Raw genomic sequence first — 16,653 nt, forward strand, 5'->3', positions numbered from 1 at the left:
GCTCAACGATGAGCGATAAGCTCAACCCCGCCGCCGGCCCCACCGCCGCCGGCCCCGCCGGTAACCCAGCCGGCGCCCAGCCCGGTAACCCAACAGGCACCTCGTCAGCTGCGAAAACCCCGGAAAACCCAGCCAAAGTTGCCTTTGCCAGCTTTGTCGGCACGGCGATCGAATGGTACGACTACTTCCTCTTCGGCACCGCGGCGGTGCTGGTGCTCAACGACCAGTTCTTCCCCAGCCTCAGCCCGGTGGCCAGCCAGATGAGTGCGTTGGCGACCTTCGCGGTGGCGTTCATCGCCCGGCCCGTGGGTGGTCTGGTGTTTGGGCACTTCGGCGACAGGATTGGGCGCAAGCAGATGCTCGTGCTGTCGCTGCTCATGATGGGCGGTGCGACGGTCGCGATCGGCCTGTTGCCCGGCTACACCACGATCGGCGTTGCCGCGCCCATCCTCCTGGTGATCCTGCGTCTGATCCAGGGCTTCGGTGTTGGCGGCGAATGGGGTGGTGCCGTCCTCATGGCCGTTGAACACGCGCCCAGGCACAAGCGGGCCTTCTATGGTTCATGGCCGCAGGCCGGTGTGCCCGCCGGTTCTCTGCTGAGTTCCGGCGCGTTCTTCCTGGTGCAGATGATGCCCGAAGAGCAGTTCCTCAGCTGGGGTTGGCGCATCCCGTTCCTCGTGTCCGCCCTGCTGGTGCTGGTCGGCTTCATCATCCGCCTGAAGCTCGAAGACTCCCCGGACATGCAGAAAATGCACGAGGACGAATCGCACGCTGTCGTCCCCGCCCTCGAAATGTTTCGCGACCACAAGCACTCGCTGCTCGTCGGCATTTTCACGCTGGTCGGTTCGAACACCCTGTTCTACCTGGTCACCGTGTACCTGCTGGCCCTTGCGCCGGCCGAAACCGACATGAGCCGCGGCACCGTGCTGCTGGCCATTGCGTTCGGTTCGCTGCTCGACATCATCGCCATTCCGCTGGTCGCTATTTTTGCTGATCAGCACGGCAAGAAGAAGATGCTCATCATCGGTTCGATCGTCACCGCAGCAGTTTCGGTTCCGATCTTCGGACTCATGATGACCGGCCAAACCTGGGCCGCCTACGTCGCGATGGTGCTGGCGTTCCCCATCGGGCACTCGTTTGTGTACGCGACATCCTCGGGCTTCATCGCCGAGCTGTTCGAACCCCGCGTCCGCTACACCGGCGCATCGATCAGCTACCAGCTGTGCGGGCTGATCTCGTCCGCCCCGGCACCGCTGATCTCCACCAGCCTGTACGCCGCCACCGGCAGTTGGATTCCCGTCGCCCTTTACATGGCCGCAGCACAGTTGATCGCTGCTGTCTTTATTGCCACAGCCAAACCCAAAGACGAGGTGAAGGCGTAGCGGGCCTGGGCCCTCCGCCTCGTCCGTTTTCTGGCGCGTTTTCACGCGGTAATGCAGACTCACGCTTTAATGCAGCGCATTTGCGCGTGAGGTTGCATTAAAGCGTGAGTCTGGGTTGGTTGGGGGCCGCCGAGGTGCCGGTTACCAAGTTCCCGACCCCCGCCCAGGTGCCGGTTGCCGAGGTGCCGGTTGCGGCACCTCGGCCCCGTTCCCCTTACAGTTTCTCGGCTGCGTCGACGAGGACGGAGCGGATGATCTGCTCCATTTCCGCGAAGTCCTCCGGCCCGCAGGTCAGCGGGGGAGCCAGCTGGATGACGGGTTCGCCGCGGTCGTCAGCTCGGCAGTAGAGGCCGCGTTCGTACAGCGCCGGTGACACGAAGCCGTTGAGTACGCGCTCGCACTCTTCTTCTGTGAACGTTTCCTTGGTGGCCTTGTCCTTGACCAGTTCGATGCCGAAGAAGTAGCCCTCACCTCGGACGTCGCCGACAATCGGCAGGTCCGTGAGCTTTTCCAGGGTGTTGCGGAAAGCCAGCGAGTTCGATGCCACGCGGTCGTTCAGCCCATCCTTTTCCATGACGTCGAGGTTGGCCAGCGCAACAGCGCAGGAAACGGGGTGACCGCCGAAGGTGTAGCCGTGGTAGAAGGTCTCCCCGCCCTTGCCGAAGGGTTCGAACAGGCGGTCCGAGGCGATCATCGCGCCCAGCGGGGCATAGCCCGAGGTGATGCCCTTGGCGGTGGTGATGATGTCCGGCACGTAGTCGAAGTCGTTGCAGGCGAACATTGATCCGATGCGGCCGAACGCGCAGATCGTTTCGTCTGAGACCAGCAGAACGTCGTGTTCATCGCAGATTTCGCGCACGCGTTCGAAGTAGCCCGGTGGTGGCGGGAAGCATCCGCCGGAGTTCTGCACCGGTTCGAGGAACACGGCGGCAACGGAGTCTGCGCCCTCGAATTCGATGACCTCTTCAATGCGGTCGGCGGCCCAACGGCCGAATGCCTTTTCGTCACCTGCGAAGCGCTCGTCAGCACGGTAGAAGTTGGTGTTCGGCACCTTGTGTGCACCGGGCACGAGCGGCGCGAACTGGTTGCGCAGATCCGGCAGCGACGTCACGCTCAGGGCCCCGTGCGGAGTGCCGTGGTAGGCCGTGGCACGCGAAATGATCTTGTGCTTGCCCGGCTTGCCGGTCAGGCGGAAGTAGTTTTTGGCGAGCTTCAGCGCGGACTCGACAGAGTCGCCACCACCCGAGGTGAAGAACACCCTGTTCAGATCACCCGGCGCGTAGGCGGCCAGGCGGGTAGCCAGTTCAATGGCCGGTTCGTGCGCGTAGGACCACAGGGGGAAGAAGCCGAGTTTCTTGGTCTGGTCGTAGGCGGCCTGGGCGAGCTCTTCGCGCCCATAGCCAACCTGCACGGTGAATAGGCCGGCCAGGCCGTCAATGAGCTTGTGTCCCTTGTCGTCCCACACGTGGTGGCCTTCGCCGTGGGTGATGACGGGGGTGCGGCCGCCGGTGAACAGGTGGTCGTGGCTGGCCATGTGCATCCACAGGTGATCGCGCAGGCCTGCTTGAAGGTCGATGTTCGACATTGGAATCCTTGCTTTCTTGCCTCGGGTTAGCGGGTTCGCTGACGAGGTGTCTGCTTCGGGTTTTGTGGGTGTTGTTTGGGTGGTGCGAGGTGCCGTCTGGCCCTGGTCGGTTCCTGGCATTAGCTGGTTCTAGGCGCTAGCGGGTGCCCCAGTTGTACTTCTGGTCCCAGAGTTTGAGGTACATCATCGTGTCGGTCGATTCGACGGTTTCGAATGAGCGCAGCTGTTGGAGGGTTTCCATCAGTTCGTCGTCATCGGCACACACGACTTCGATGAGGATGTCGTAGACCCCAGCGGTGACGACGGTGTAGTTGACCTGGGGGAGTTTGCTGAGTGCTTCGGCTGTGCCGGTGATGTCACTGTTGACTCGCACACCGATCATGGCCTGGCGGTTGAACCCAAGCTGCATGGGTGAGGTCACGGCGACGATCTGCATGACTCCCGCCGCGGTGAGCTTCGCCGCGCGCTGGCGGACAGCGGCTTCGGAAAGCCCAACTTCGCGGCCGATTTCTGCGTAGCTGCGGCGGCCGTCCTGCTGCAGGGCTTCGATGATTGCCTTCGACTTGCTGTCGAGTTCAGCATCCGGAACTGCGTCTTCAGCAGACATACTCAGCCTTTCCGTCGTAAATCGTTGTTTCAGCGTATCATGTGACGGAAATAGTTGGCTAGGCGCGTTTAGCTTCGGATTTCGTTGTTAGATGTGCTTCTGGTGGTGGGTGAGCTTCGCGCGGTCAGTCAGCAGGCGACCCAGCCGACCTCCACCTCGTCCCTTCACGGGCCCACCCGACCTCCCCCTCGTCCGTTCACGGGCCCCGTTCTCACGCGGAAATGCAGAGTCACGCTTTAATGCAGCGCATTACCGCGCAAATCTGCATTAAAGCGTGAGTCTGCACTGCCCGGAGGCCGCCGAGGTGCCGGGTCGGGCCTTGTGAGCGAGCTTGATGAGGGGTGCTGGTCTGCATTAAAGCGTGAGTCTGACCTCCAGAACCCCGCTCCAGCCCCTACTGTGCCCAGCGGTAGTCGAGCCGTTGCAACGCCCACGCCCAGTTGATGCGTTCCTGTTCCAAGCGCACATTGCGGCCCAGTCGATCCGACACCAAATCGTCGTACAGCGCTCGCTCCGTTGGGGTCAAATTCTCCAAATACGCATTTGTCGGCGCAGGCTCAGAACCCCACAATTTACGGTGCGCTTCCAGGGTGTCTTCATCCATCAACACTGCTTCAGCTCGCGGCAGTTGTGCCCGCACCCCGTGCAGAATGCTGAACCCGTGTGTATCCACATCGCCCCAATACAACACATCCGATCCCGCAAAAAATGCGAGTGTTTGGCTGCGCTGACTCTCAAAACCCTTGCCCCACACCACGGCCCCATCGGCGGGCACAGGAACCGTGAGGAACGTAATTTCGTTCTCCACAATCAGGACGATGTCCGGTACGAAACCAAACTCCGGCAACTGATCCGCCCGCAGCGTGAACTCATCCACGCCGGGCACCGGCGAACGCGCAGGGTCCACCCGCATGCGCACATACGCAGGCTTTGTCGCCAAACCCAACGCCTGCTCGAACTTGCCCTTCGCAGCAGCCACCCCGAGCATTTCCGCCAACGGTCGGCGGTTGGACTCCACGAACTTCGTATCGACCCCGGCCGCATCCACCTGCCGCAAATAGCGGCCTGAACCCTGCGCTGCATCCAACCACTCGTAGGCCGCCAACACCTGCGGCCACTCCGCTGCCAACCGCAGCGCCTCCAGTGGTCGGCGCAAAACCCAGTGCCAGGGAGCCTCCAACTGCCGCTTTTTCGTCACCGACAACAACTCATCAAAGGCGGCAACATCCCGGCCGACCGAAAGAAGCTTCCAAGCCTGATCGAACCGACTGATCACGGCCCGGTGAGGGACCGAGTTCGCACCTACCGCACCCCGACCCCCAACAGACTTGAGTTCGAGGTCGTAGTGAGCCCCACCTCGCGAATCGTGGGAAAGGTCAGAAGACCAGGCACGCCATTCATCCCAGCGGGAAGCGAGCTCAGCGGAAGTCGGCCCGCCCAGGGGCACCGTGATCACCGGGAATTCCTCACCCTGGGCGTAGGCGCGCAGCAGCGACCCGTCTTTCCAGCGGCGCTGCACCGCAGTGCGGATGTCTTGCGGGGATTTCCAAGCGCGGACTCGACTCACACCGATCCCCCGGGCTTCGAACCTCCGGGTTTCGAGCCGCCGGAGTCGGCTATGTTGTTGTAGTACTGCTCGATGGTCATGGTCAGCAGGCGAGAATTATTGCCGCCCACGTTGTCGACGAAGCCGATGCTCTTGACGTACGGGGCGATGATGTGGACCTTCTGCAACGGCGTGACAATCAGCAGCTGCAGGCCCAGTTTGCGGAACAGGTCCAAGGCGTAGCGGGTCGAGGAATCGGAACCGCGGCCAAAAGCCTCATCAATCACGGCAAAGCGGAAGTCCTTCGATTTCGCCGCACCCCACTTCAGGTCAAATTGGTAGGCAAGCGAAGCGGCGAGGATCGTGTACGCCAGCTTTTCCTTCTGCCCGCCGGACTTGCCGTCAGAATCGCGGAAGTGCTCCCACTCCTCATCAGTTTCACGATCACGCTCCGAAGCTGAGAACGTAAACCAATTGCGCACGTCGGTAACACGAGCAGTCCATGTCTTGTCGGCGTCTGTGTGCCCCTCGCGGCCCTTGAATCGCTCGATGATCGCCCGCACATCCTGGAAACGCTGCTCGGAGTACAGGGACGAATCGTCGTTGTCACTGACTTCGGCGGTAACATCACGCAGATCACTGCGGAACTTGCGCACATCCTGGTTAATGGTGGCGGACTTCTCCAGACGAATGTAGCGGCCCTCATTGAAGTCCACGGCTGACAGGGCCTCGTTGATCTTGCCGATCCGCACGTCGATTTCATCCGCCTGCCGGCGGAGCCAACTGGAAAAACCTGCAATTTCGCGAATCGCGTTGGTGTTCAGCTGTTCCTTAAACTCCGTTTTGAACCTCGGGAGATCGTCATTTTTCACTCGTGAGTGGAATTCGCGATAGGCATTGCGCGCGTGCACGCTGGCATCCATTTCCGTGGTTTCTGCAGGGAACTGTTCGCGCACATTGCCCATCTGCGTCAGCAGCGTTGTGGTGTGGCCGTTGATCTTCTCCTGCGCCGATTCGATCTCCTTCGCAATCGCACTGACTGTCGAGGCTTGGAGCTCGTCTGCCTGTTCAACGGACGCGATGCGCTTAGGTACGCGGGCTTGGAGGTCCTCGAAGGATTCTTGGGCTTTTTCGAAAGTGCCTGCCGCGAGGATTTCACGGTCACGTTCCAGCGCTGAACGTTCCTGTCCTAAGCGCACTTCGAGGGTCGTTGCCTTCCGGGCAACATTATCTAGCGCGTTCTCGTTTTCCTTAATCTGCTGTTCTACGGACTCAAAGCTGCGGGTGATCTCCGCCAGCTCCGAGGAACCGCTCTCCAGACGCTCAATCTCAGCTTCAGCAGATTGCAGACGAGCCCGAGCTGATTCCCAATCGACTTCATCCCATGAGTCAAAGTCCAGAACCGCACGCAGGGCTTCGGACTGGGCCTGGACTTCTGCCTGTCTGGCCACAAGCTGTTCCCGCTTCTCATTCAGCTTCGACTGGCGCTGGTACTGTTCTTGGATTTCACGAAGCAGGGCTTCTTTTTTGCGCTCACTGACCCGGCCCAAGACCCAACCGCGTGGATCGTCCACACGACGCCGGTCGTCTTTTTCGTGGCGGTCACGCGAACGCACTTGGCCCTCACGCGTGACCGCGCGTTGCGCACCGCGAAATTCCTCAACGGTGTCCGCACACAGGTGGTCAGCGCGGGACTCTACCTCGCTCTTCAAGTAGGCGCGGAAGGGTGAATCCTCGATCTCGATCGTGTCCGCAAGTCGCAGCCCAGCCGAAGGTTTGCGCTGCAGCGGCACGTGCCGATCCGGTACACGTTCATACACCAAACGCACACCCGTGGTGCGGCCACCGTGACCCGTGGTCTGCAGCCGGGTTCTGTTCACCCATTCGGCAACCGCGGCATAGTGTGCCTGCGGAACCAACATCGACAAGGCGAAGTTTCTAAGCACACGTTCAGCGGCGCCTCGCCATTCTTCGAACTCCTCGGCAACATCCAGAAGCTCACCCGCGAAGGGGAGCTCGTCTTCAGCAATTCCAGTGGCGGCACTGAGCTGTTCACGGATATCCAGCAGGTTGCTGGGCAGGTTGTTCCGGCGGGCGGCCAGACTTTTCAGTTCGCGTTTGGTTTCGCGTTCCTGCTCGGTGAGCAGCAGCTTTTCGGCTTCGATGGCCGAACGATTCTTATCAAGTTCGGTGGCCTCTGGCTCCAGCACCGCCAGTTGATCTTGAGCCTTGCCGGGAATCTGGTTGAAATCAGCCCGCGTTTTAACCTCAGCCAAGCCTGCATCATGCAGTTTTACCTGCAGGCGCTGGTTGCGAGCTTCGCGCTGCTCTTGCTGTTCACGGGCAGATGCAGCCTTGTGCCTCAGGGTCTCCAGGCGCTCGCCGCCGGCCGAGGCACGCGCCGCGATGAGATCGTCACGTTCCGTAGACAGCTTGTCACGGGTTTCACGCTTTGCCACCAACTGCTGGTTGACGGTAGTGAGATCAGTTTCCAGCTGCTCGATACTGGCAGTTCGCAGCGTCGCGCGTATGTCGGAAAAGAACATAGCCACAGCATCACGCTGCTTGGCCAGATTGTCCTTCTTGGCAATCACGGCATCGTACTTATCCGCGTTTTCTACCAGAGGGGTCAGCAGCTCCAACTGTTCCTGGGCTCGCTGCACGGCCTGGTAGGCATTTTCAAGATCATCGAAGTGGTCGATGATCTGCCTGATCCGACCACCAGCATCGGTGGGTTCGAGCATGTGAGTGCGCACAAACTCGTTGAGATCCCCCACGGCCTTCATTGACACCGTCTGCTGGAACAAGTCCATGGCCTGTTCTGACCGGATGCCCAGAAGCCTGCGCATGCGGCGGGCGTAGTTCGGGAAGGTGTCGTCAACAGCGACGTCCTTCTTCCGCAGCTTGCGCAGCAGGTTGTTGATATCGGTGCCGAAGCCTGAAAAGTCATCCAGGATGGTCAGCCGCTTGGGTGCAGAGAAGAACCGTCGCCACGGCTGGCCCGTTGAATCGCGCTGCTGGAACACCTGGGCCAGGGTCACAGTTTCGCCGTATCCCTCGTTGGTGAAGGTCCCCAGAATCACCGAATAGGCATTGTGGCCGCGCAGAGCCACCGGGCGGGATGTGCCGGTTTGTTCGTCGCGCTCAGATTTGTAGTGGCCCTCAACGTAGCTGCGCAAACTACGCTCACGCCTACCGGCACCTGCGGCCTTGTTGTATTCAATCGTGTGCGAAGGCAACAGCAAGGTGCTCACAGCATCGACAATCGTCGACTTTCCACTGCCGATATCACCTGTCAGCAGCGCCATTTCGCCATTCGGGTACAAGTAGCTGACGTGGTTGTCGAACGTACCCCAGTTGTACAGTTCAATCCGTTCAAGTCTGTAGCCCGGTTTGCCCGTCGCCTCAACTTCAACTGTGGAGAACAGACCTTCGCTCATTGCCCACCCTGGTTCAGTACGGACTTATATTCGTCCAGCTTCTGCGCAAAATCAGACAGCGTCTGCGCATCGACATAGGCTTTCAGAATTCGGCGGACTTCCCACACATCGTTTTCACCGCGCAATTTGCGCAGAAAACCGAGCTTCTCGATCCTGCCTATGCTCTGGTCGATGTTGTTGATGATCCGGGCTTCGTCAGAAGAGTCAGCTAGAAAGACCCGGAGCGAATCAACGATGTCATCCCGATCCACCGCCAGGCGGCCCTGATCGCCGTGGGATTCGAATTCCACCAAGCGTCTGCGCAGCAACACCAGCAGCAGGGAATCGTTGTAGGGAAGTTTGCGGCGTGTGATCAAACGGGGGAGTGGTTCTTCGCCCTCCCGTTCTTCCTGCATGCGCAAATAGGCGTAGCCCTCGTTTTCATCCACCACAACATCCAGGCCGATGGTGTTGAAATGATCGCGCACCGGGGCGGGGTTCTTAAGAAGGTCACGCCAGACGTCTTCTGCAGTTTCCTGGTACACCACACCGCGCATCAGGGCGATGATGCTGCGCGCCGCCGCTGTTTCCTCGGGAGTTCTCATGGCTGTAGTGTCCTCAAGATCTGGTTACCTTAATCTGAGCAAGCCGCACCTGGTACGTGAGTTCGTCATCCTGGGCTTCGATGGTCGATTCGACATCGTCGTTGATATCCACCTGAACATCCTCAGCCGGCAGGGACAGATAGCCGATGAGTTCGCTCACGCCCTGTTCTATCGGGTACATCTGCACAATGTCGTCCAGCAGCGCCGATTCGCCCTGTGGGATGATCGCGGCAAGCTGGCTCAAGAGTTTCGTCTGGTCAACAAAGACCTGTGATGTAAGCGCGGTGGTGTCGAGGTCTTCGGCCTCGCTGGGCTGCAGAAGGCTGTCGACCTCGGTGGTTGGACGCACGTCATACAGAGGGCGTTCCAACGGCAGCGCCACATCAACGCCCGGGACGTCGACTTCGATGCCGACGGGAGAGTCCTTCTTCGACGCTTGCGCGCGAACATCGACGGCATGGCGCTCGATGTCTTTTACCAGTTCCAGAACTCTGCGGTTTTCCACCCAGATTTGGTCATCCAGGAACCTGCGGAACTGTTCAGATATCTGGCGCACCGTCTGCTGAGTGCGCTCAGCGGCATCCGCCCAGTCGTGGTGGATAGTGCGTAACCGGCTGTCTGTCTGTATCTGAGCAAGTTCCGACACGCGGCCAAGCAGCTGCGACAGTTCTTCCTGTCTGGCCTCCGACAACAGCAGGTCATAAAATGCCTGGAAGCTGCGTCCCTGATCCGAACCATCGATATTGGCCCTGGTCGACACAAGTTCATCCAACAGTTCGCCGCGGCTGCCCTGCCACGTGGCGATCTTCTCTCGGGCACTCCGATCCAACGACCGGAAGTTTTCCTCCACCTGCCGAAAATCCGCCAACAGTTCCCTGGCGGTGGACGTAAACTGCTGATACCGATCCCTCAGCCTGGTGCCATCGAGCATGCCAAACTGCGGGTCCTGTTCAATCTGGCGAATCTCGCGATCAATTGAATCGCGGCGTCGCTTGAGTTCCGCAATACGTTCCTCAGGATCTTCTTCCGAACCCATCGAGATCTGCCGCAGCAGTTCTACAATCGTCTGCAGCCGCGACTCGGTGGCCACAAACGGGCGCACCTGCAGGCCGAGCACCCACGAATACGCCTTCTCCAGCGCAGGTGTGGCGTCGTAGTGAAGCTCGTCAGAATCCACCGGGTAGAACCTGCGCAGCCAACCAGAATCGTCCGCCGCCCAATCCTCTAAATAATCCGTAGGGTCCTTGGGGTACGGCGCAGGTTCGCCAAGGCTGACGGCCTGGTCATTCAGCCCGTAGAGCTCGTCATCCAGCGCACCCGCAAGTGTGCTGGCGGCCGTCGCGCCGTGGTTTTCCTCTATGAAATACCGACCCAAAAACGACAAAATCAAGGGCGCGTTCTGAGCGCGCAGCAGCTTCCACGCGGGGTTCAGACGGCGCAACCGGTCGATCTGTTCGGCATCCATGATGCTCCAAGGTTAGCCGGGAAATAAGGGGGATAACAGGGATGAGGTGGTGGCTACTTTTGGGGCGTCACCGGTCCGTTCTCACGCGGCCCGCCTCGGTCTCCTGCCTTCACGGGCCCGTTCTCACGCGGAAATGCAGATTCACGCTTTAATGCGCCGCATTACCGCGCAAATCTGCATTAAAGCGTGAGTCTGGGTTGCCCGGAAGCCGCCGAGGTGGGGAGAGCCGCAACGACCTCCCGTGCCCGACTGAGCGTGAACACGACCCTGCGTGAAAACGACTGCGCGCGAATACGATCAGCTCGTCTTCTTTGCCTCGATAACCCAATGGGAGCCATCGAAGCCGTCAACAATCATGCGGGCAGAAATGCCTCGGCCCTGGCCGGTCACAATCCAGTTCGGCTTCAACACACCGCGCGGCTGGCTGGTTTCAACATCGAACATGACGCCCAGCTTGTACCGCTTGCGCAGCGCGGCTCCAGCCAAATCCCGGGCCGCCTTCACGGCAGACTCGGGAGCAGGCTCGGCAAGCGGGCCTTCAGCTGGAACCTCTTCACCATCAGTGGGCACGTGCGTGATGAAGGACGAACCACCCATTGCATCAACAAACACATCAACAACACCCGCCGGCCCACGTTTGCGCTGGGCGGTAATCCGCACATGCCAAAACGGGTGATGCACCAGCCGGGCGGATGCCTGCCCGCCGCCCAATCTGCGGCGAACAACCTCCTCGGCCTCCGCGGCCAAAACCGACGGGGTCAGCCGGACTGCACGCAGCCCAGCTGACCCCGTCACCTGGTTCGGGTCAGTCACGCGAGGTGCCTTCCACCTCGTCAGCCTCCGTCACCTGCCCGCCGGCACCGCCGCCCGCGGGGCCCGCGCCAGCACCAGCCGAACCGGCACCGCCCGCGGCACCTGCCGAACTGGCATCAGCCTCATCCTCCACAGGAACCTGCGCGGCAAGACCGGGGTTCTGTCCCATGGCCAGGCGAGCCGGAATCGGCCCAACCTTCGCGGTTTCGTTCAGGGCGTCGACAATATGCTCAGGCACCGGGTTGGACTTCTGCGTGGCAAGTGACACCACAACAAGCGTCAGCGCAGAGACAACAACTGTTGCCATCGGGTCGATCGACGTCTTCTCCGTCAGACCGCCCAACTGCCACACAACGGGAACAACAGCGCCGACGATCATCGACGAAATAGCTCCAGCGGTGTTCGCCTTCTTCCACCACACGGCGGCAACATACGCCGGAACAAAAGACGTGCCGAGGATCGTGGTCGCGAAGATGACCAGGTCAGCCACACCGGGCGCACCCGTCACGGCAACAGCAAATCCGATCACAGCAAGAATCAGCACCGTGATGCGCGAAACCCACACGGCCTGGCGCTGTGAATTGCTGCGGCTGATGAAGCGCTGAAAAAGGTCGTGCGACGCGATCGTGCCGCTCTGCAGCAGAAGCGCATCCGCCGTCGACATAATCGCCGCCATAATCGCAGCCATCACGATGCCGACAGCGAAGTTCGGCAGCACCGCCTCCGCAATTCCGAACACGGCCAGTTCCGGGTCCGACAGGTTCGGCAGCAGCACCAGCGCCATAACACCGACAAGGTACGGGGCCGGCACGAACAGCAGGTTGAAGCCCGTGGAGTACAGCGCCGCAGTGCGTGCAACTGAGGGCTTCTTCATGGCCATGTGGCTGACGTTGACGTGCGGATAGCCCATGTAGCCAATCGAGAAGATCAGCAGCGCACCGATGATCACACCCCATTGGACTGACTCAAAACCATCAGGACCCCACATGGTCAGAAGGTTCGGGTTGATCTCGGCAACAGCGTTGTTGCCCGCGGTCAGACCGCCAACAGCCATGAGCGTGGCAATGAGAATCCACAGCATGCCGATCAGCATGATGATCGCCTGCGCGAAGTCCGAATACGCAACAGCCAGGTATCCGCCCAGGAACGTGTAGAGAACAATCACGCCGATCGCAATGAGCAGCGACCACTTGAAGTCAATGCCGGTGACCATCTCCAGTCCGCGCCCACCGGCAATGAACTGGGTCAGCACGTACAGGAACATGCACGCTAGCGCGATCGGTGCGGCCACCGCTCGCGTCCACGCCGACGGGTAGCGGTGCTCCAAATACTCAATTGAGGTGAGTGATCCGAGGATCTGCGACAGTTTGCGCATGCGCCTGCCCAGAATCGACAGGTTGAGCACACCACCGCCGATGTCACCCATCGCGTACCACATGCCGAAGTAGCCCTGCGTGTAGCCAAGCGACCCCGCGCCGAGGAACATGTAGCCCGACATCGATGACGACTGCAGCCTCAGAGCCGTGACCGCCGGACCCAGACTGCGCCCACCCAGCAGGAAGCCCTCTTCGCCGACCGAGCTGCGGCGCATGGTCCACACGCCGATCGCAATCATGGCGACAAAGTAGATGAGGAGGAATGTCAGTTCGATGCTCACAGCGCACCTCCTTCTTCAGGTGCTGCTGCCCCTGGTGTGCGGCCTGCCTGAGCTGACGAGGTGGAGCTCACCTGCCCCGCACCGGCACCGTTGGTGCCGGTTGGGGTTTCTTCTGCATCTTCGGCACCCCAGTGTGACGACGAAAAGAAGAAGATGAGCGTGTAGGCAATCCATCCCAGGGGGATGCCCACAATGATGAGCAGTGTTGCTGTGGGAAGTCCGAACATCGTGGCTCCTTACTCCGTGAACGTATCCGCGACATCGAGGGCACGGTCAATGGCATCCAGGCCCGCCGCAACGTCTTCGTCCGATGTGTTCAGCGGCGGCACCACGTGAATGCGGTTGAAGTTTGCGAACGGAAGAACACCGTACTCCTTGATCTTGGCGATCGTGGCGTTCATCGCTTCGCTCGTCGCACCGTAGGGTGCGAGCGGTTCGCGAGTTTCCTTGTTCTTGACCAGCTCAATCGCCCAGAAGCAGCCGCGGCCGCGCACATCACCGACCGACGGGTGGTTGGCGTGCATCTTCTCGAGCGCCGGGCGGATGATTTCATCGCCCAGGCGTGCGGCGTTTTCCACCATTTCCTCTTCGCGCATGGCCTTGATCGTCGCGGCCGCAGCCGCGGTCGCCAGCGGGTGGCCGGAGTAGGTGAGACCACCGGGGAAAACGCGGTCATCAAAGGTCTTCTTGATTTCGTTGGACATGATGACTCCGCCGAGCGGCACATAGCCGGAGTTCACACCCTTGGCGAAGGTGATGAGGTCCGGAACGACATTGAACTGCTCAAAAGCGAACCACGAACCGGAACGACCGAAGCCGGCCATCACCTCGTCGGCGATGTACATGATCCCGTACTTGCGGGTCAGCTCGCGCACACCTTCGAGGTACCCCGGAGGGGGAGCGTAGATGCCGGCGGTTCCGGGAATCGTCTCCAGAATCAGGGCAGCAATGTTCTGCGCGCCCTCGAGCACAATGACGTCTTCCAGGTGGCGCAGAGCGCGTTCGGTTTCATCCTGTTCGCTGTCCGTGCCGAAGTGCGAACGGTAGGTGTGCGGCGGGAAGAAGTGAACAACGCCCTCACCCGGGGTGTCATTGGGAATGCGGCGAGGGTCGCCCGTGAGGTTCACCGCCAGGCTCGTGGCACCGTGGAAGCTGCGGTAGGCCGACAGCACCTTCTGGCGTCCCGTGTGCAGGCGCGCCAGACGGACAGCGTTTTCGTTTGCATCCGCGCCGCCGTTGGTGAAGAACACGTAGTCCATGCCGTCTGGTGCCAGGCCGGTGATGAGCGCGGCAGCCTCAGAGCGCGGCTTGACGGCGTGGGCCGGAGCGATCGTTGCGATCGAATCAGCCTGGTCCTTAATGGCCTGAATGACCTTGGGGTGCTGATGCCCGATGTTCGTGTTGACCAGCTGCGATGAAAAGTCGAGGAACTTCCGCCCCTCGCCATCCCACACGTGCGAACCTTCGGCGCGCGTGATGGTCATCGGGTTGATCTGCGCCTGAGCTGACCACGAATGGAAAACATGCGCTCGGTCGAGTTCGTATGTGCGTGCAGCGTCATCGACGTCGATGTTCATAAGAGCCCCTTTGCTCACGGTGCCCCTCGCTGCTGCGATCCGATTCAGCGATGATCCAGCGGCTTTGCTGGACGCTGTTCTGAACGTGGCGTTGAACGCAGTTCGGAAGGGCGGCGGTTCGTCCTATCCGCGTCAGTATGTCTCAGCTGACCAGCCACGCCAAGGGCCATTCTGTAAAGTCAGCCCAAAGCTTTCTTTACACAGTGAAAGGCGATGTCTATGCAGGACATCAGTGCTGGTCAGCACACGGGCTCTGTTCCGGAAACCGACGGCCTGCGCGATCTGACCGTGAGGAACTTCCTGCAGCTTCCCCAAGTGAAACTCGGCAATCCCGTAGTTCTCGCAGGTGAAGAGCATCTCGACACCCCGGTCCGCTGGGTCCACATTGCTGAAACTGACGCAGTCACCGACCTGCTGGAAGGTGGCGAGATGCTGCTGTCGTCCTCGCCGGCCTTCCAACACTCCGTCGAGCACACCCGTGCTTTTCTCGACCAGGCGCGCAGGGCCGGGGCCGTGGGGTTCGCGGTTGAGGCAATTGACGAGGTGGGGCTCGCCAGCCCCCGCTCTCTTGAAGTACTCACTGAGGCCGGGAGGGGAGCGGGTATGCCCGTCGTAGCGCTCAGATCCCGCGTGCGGTTTGTGCGGATCACGCAGGAAGCCCACCGGGTGCTCATCGGCCAGCAGCTCAGCATTGTCGAACGCACCCGCGAACTCCACGAGGCCTTTACCGAACTGAGTCTGAGCGGTGCGGACGAAAGCGTGATCGTGCGCGAAGCCGCCAGGCGTTTGGGCACCCCGGTGGTGCTCGAAGACGCAGCTCACAGGATCCTCGCTCATGCTCCTGCCGATGCCCTTGCGGCAACAGAGAACTGGCCGCCGTCGGCTGCCCAGGCAGTCCCGGTGGGCGTCAAAGGCCGCAGGTGGGGTCGGGTGGTCGCCCCTTCGGCACGCGAAGACGACCCCTACGCGGCCGAGGTCCTGCAGCGGGCAAGCCAGGCCATCACGCTGGTGCGCGCACACTCACAGACCACATACGACCTGCGGATGCGCGCCAGCGACCACTTCGTGTCAGAACTTCCGCACATGAGCGAAGAACAGGCGCTCAGACGCGGCCGCGCAGCCGACCTGCACGGCCCGGGCGGGTTCATGGCAATAGGGGTCGAAATGTGCGGCGGCGGCTTTGCTGAGGACGACGGCGATGCAGCCAGCGGGAGCGTCACCAAAGACGAAGCGGCCGACTACCAGCTGCGCGAACGCGGCCTGCGTTTGGAACTCGTGGCCGCCGCCGAACGCTTGGGGCTGACTGCCGTGACATCCGCGTGGCGCACCGGAACAGTCGTCGCAATCCTGGGGCTTCCATCGAGTGTGGGTGGTTCGGCGGACGACCTCACCGCAGAACTCTGCCGCGACCTCACCGAGGCCATCCCCGAAACCATCACGGTCGGCGCAGGTCAGCTGAGCCAGACACTCGTCCCGGTTGCCGATGACATCCCCACCGCGGTCGAAGCCGCCCACGTGGCCGCGGGCATGTCCATTCGCCGCCAGCCCTTCTACAGGTTCTCCGATCTGCGGCTCAACGGGCTGATCGCCAGCCTGAGTGACGACCCGCGAATGAGCGCATTCGCCCACGCTGAACTGGGGCCGCTGCTGAATTCAGCCGAGCCCGACGCTTCTGGGAGCAGACAGCGGGAGGCGGGCGGCGCCTCGTCAGATGACCTCGAATTCCTGTGGGTCTACCTGCTGTGCGGCGGGCAGAAGGCTGCCGTGGCGCGGCAGCTGGGAATCAGCAGGCCGGCCGTTTACGCAAAAGCCGGGCGCATAGCATCGACACTGGGAGTGTCACTCGACGACCCAGAATCAGCGGCAGCGCTCCTGACCGCACTGCTGTGGCAGCGAAGCCGCAGCATGTGATGGCGGTAGGGGCGACTGAGTGCGTTGACGGCAGAGGGGCCGAGGACACCGGGCGGCTGGGTGCAGCCCGCAGCGAATGCAACAGC

The 16,653-nt window shown here is 61.2% G+C and carries 12 protein-coding genes; 2 read left to right on the forward strand and 10 right to left on the reverse strand.

Annotated elements, in window-relative coordinates:
* The first annotated feature begins 8 nt into the window (after positions 1-8).
* Positions 9-1,382 (forward strand): MFS transporter, encoded by a 1,374-nt coding sequence (locus tag HMPREF3172_RS09785; RefSeq protein ID WP_083281524.1) that lies wholly within the window; start codon positions 9-11, stop codon positions 1,380-1,382.
* 214 nt (positions 1,383-1,596) lie between these two features.
* On the opposite strand, the gene HMPREF3172_RS09790 is transcribed toward HMPREF3172_RS09785, so the two are convergent.
* The 10 genes from HMPREF3172_RS09790 to HMPREF3172_RS09835 form a co-directional block, all read right to left on the reverse strand.
* On the reverse strand, positions 1,597-2,967 hold the full coding sequence (locus tag HMPREF3172_RS09790) for an aspartate aminotransferase family protein (protein WP_070517165.1): 1,371 nt from the start codon (positions 2,965-2,967) through the stop codon (positions 1,597-1,599).
* Positions 2,968-3,103: 136 nt separating this feature from the next.
* On the reverse strand, positions 3,104-3,574 hold the full coding sequence (locus HMPREF3172_RS09795; RefSeq protein ID WP_019174091.1) for an Lrp/AsnC family transcriptional regulator: 471 nt from the start codon (positions 3,572-3,574) through the stop codon (positions 3,104-3,106).
* 394 nt (positions 3,575-3,968) lie between these two features.
* Positions 3,969-5,141 (reverse strand): Wadjet anti-phage system protein JetD domain-containing protein, encoded by a 1,173-nt coding sequence (locus tag HMPREF3172_RS09800; protein WP_070517167.1) that lies wholly within the window; start codon positions 5,139-5,141, stop codon positions 3,969-3,971.
* A complete protein-coding gene (locus HMPREF3172_RS09805) occupies positions 5,138-8,560 on the reverse strand; it encodes an ATP-binding protein (protein ID WP_070517169.1) in 3,423 nt (1,140 codons plus the stop codon). The genes HMPREF3172_RS09800 and HMPREF3172_RS09805 overlap by 4 nt, the downstream gene beginning before the upstream one ends.
* Positions 8,557-9,144 carry a DUF4194 domain-containing protein gene (locus HMPREF3172_RS09810; RefSeq protein ID WP_062019893.1) on the reverse strand — a complete coding sequence of 196 codons (588 nt, stop codon included), beginning with the start codon at positions 9,142-9,144 and terminating at the stop codon, positions 8,557-8,559. Before HMPREF3172_RS09810 ends, HMPREF3172_RS09805 begins: the two co-directional genes overlap by 4 nt.
* A gap of 13 nt (positions 9,145-9,157) precedes the next feature.
* On the reverse strand, positions 9,158-10,609 hold the full coding sequence (locus HMPREF3172_RS09815; protein ID WP_070517171.1) for a DUF3375 domain-containing protein: 1,452 nt from the start codon (positions 10,607-10,609) through the stop codon (positions 9,158-9,160).
* 297 nt (positions 10,610-10,906) lie between these two features.
* Entirely contained in the window at positions 10,907-11,422 is a 516-nt protein-coding gene (locus HMPREF3172_RS09820; RefSeq protein WP_070517173.1) for a hypothetical protein, read from the reverse strand.
* Positions 11,415-13,079 carry a sodium/proline symporter gene (locus HMPREF3172_RS09825; protein WP_070517175.1) on the reverse strand — a complete coding sequence of 555 codons (1,665 nt, stop codon included), beginning with the start codon at positions 13,077-13,079 and terminating at the stop codon, positions 11,415-11,417. Before HMPREF3172_RS09825 ends, HMPREF3172_RS09820 begins: the two co-directional genes overlap by 8 nt.
* Positions 13,076-13,306 carry a hypothetical protein gene (locus tag HMPREF3172_RS09830; protein WP_070517177.1) on the reverse strand — a complete coding sequence of 77 codons (231 nt, stop codon included), beginning with the start codon at positions 13,304-13,306 and terminating at the stop codon, positions 13,076-13,078. The genes HMPREF3172_RS09825 and HMPREF3172_RS09830 overlap by 4 nt, the downstream gene beginning before the upstream one ends.
* Before the next feature lie 9 nt (positions 13,307-13,315).
* The gene (locus HMPREF3172_RS09835; RefSeq protein ID WP_070517179.1) at positions 13,316-14,656 is read right to left on the reverse strand and encodes an aspartate aminotransferase family protein; all 1,341 of its coding nucleotides are present in this window, start codon (positions 14,654-14,656) and stop codon (positions 13,316-13,318) included.
* Between the two features lie 219 nt (positions 14,657-14,875).
* On the opposite strand from HMPREF3172_RS09835, the gene HMPREF3172_RS09840 reads away from it, so the two are divergent.
* Positions 14,876-16,567, forward strand: a complete 1,692-nt coding sequence (locus HMPREF3172_RS09840; RefSeq protein WP_070517181.1) for a PucR family transcriptional regulator — start codon at positions 14,876-14,878, stop codon at positions 16,565-16,567.
* The last annotated feature ends 86 nt before the right edge of the window (positions 16,568-16,653 follow it).

It is taken from the genome of Brevibacterium sp. HMSC08F02, from assembly GCF_001807555.1.
GTDB lineage: Bacteria > Actinomycetota > Actinomycetes > Actinomycetales > Brevibacteriaceae > Brevibacterium > Brevibacterium ravenspurgense.